This window comes from Halalkalibacter lacteus (assembly GCF_036663595.1).
Classification (GTDB): domain Bacteria; phylum Bacillota; class Bacilli; order Bacillales; family Bacillaceae_D; genus Halalkalibacter; species Halalkalibacter lacteus.
This window is the reverse complement of sequence record NZ_JAWRVL010000077.1, coordinates 1-1,183: the sequence shown is the minus strand read 5'-3', so window position 1 is coordinate 1,183 and position 1,183 is coordinate 1. Positions and strand designations below refer to the sequence as shown.

2 protein-coding genes are annotated in these 1,183 nt (G+C 36.3%); both read left to right on the top strand.

What is annotated here, in order from left to right; translation table 11 throughout:
• Positions 1-559 (top strand): helix-turn-helix domain-containing protein (locus SAZ04_RS21500; protein ID WP_332699516.1); only part of this gene is annotated, 559 nt, incomplete at its 5' end.
• The coding region (locus tag SAZ04_RS21495; RefSeq protein ID WP_332699519.1) for an IS3 family transposase at positions 460-1,183 on the top strand (724 nt) is incomplete at its 3' end. The genes SAZ04_RS21500 and SAZ04_RS21495, both read left to right, overlap by 100 nt.

Sequence of the window (1,183 nt, the reverse complement as noted above, 5' to 3'; positions counted from 1 at the left end):
TAAATACAGTGAACAATTTAAGTTAATGCTAGTTAAAGAGTATCAAGAAGGAAAACTAGGATATAACCTTTTGGCTAAGGAGTATGGGATAAAAAGTAGTACCGTCATTAAGAGGTGGGTAAAACTATATGAGAAATTCGGAAAGAAAGGATTACAAAGAAAGAAGGGGAAGGAAGGTTATCCTGTTCAATTCAAACTGGATGTATTAAGCTTTATGAAAAGAACAGGTTCTTCAGTAATGGAAACAGCTCTTCAATTTGGGCTGACAAACCCCTCTATGATAACTACTTGGAAAAAGACTTTGTTGGAGGATGGTGCTGAAGCCCTGGATAGACCGAAAGGACAGCCACCTATGTCTAATAAAGCAAAGAACGAAAGAAACAAACACATAGAAAAAAAAGAAATGACATATGAACAAAAATTGGAGAGAGAAAACGAGCTTCTTCGTTTAGAGGTAGAATACTTAAAAAAGTTGCGAGCTTTTCAGATGGATCCGGAGAGCTATCTCGAAAAGCACAAGCAGCGTTATCATTCGAACTCAAAGAAATCTTCAAATTAAAAGATATTTTACACATAGTCGGTATTCCTGAATCTTCCTACCATTATCATATAAACATGATGAAAAGGGAAAACCCAGATCAGGAACTTGAAGAATGTATTCAATCCATTTTTGATGAGAATGATGGCAATTATGGTTATCGTCGTATCCATTTGGAATTGAAAAACCGTCGTTTTAAAGTGAATCATAAGAAGGTGCAACGCATCATGAATAAACTCGGACTTAAAGGAGATAAGTTCAGAAGAAAATCACGTAAGTACAGTTCTTACAAAGGAACTGTTGGAACTGTTGCCAAGAATCGTATTAAGCGTCGCTTTCACACAAATGTGTGTTATCAAAAGTTAACAACAGATATCACAGAATTTAAGTGTTCAGACGCTGTAAAACTGTATTTCAATCCTATAATGGACATGTTCAATGGTGAAGTTCTTTCGTATGGGATAAGTATGCGCCCAACCTTAGAATTAGCGCTCAAACCACTAGAGGAAGCCCTCGAAATTGTAAAAGATTCAAAGTACAGAACAACTATACATTCTGATCAAGGCTGGCATTATCAACATAATAAGTGGGTGAAAACACTTAAGGACTACAGAGTGTTCCAGAGTATGTCGCGAAAAGGAAACT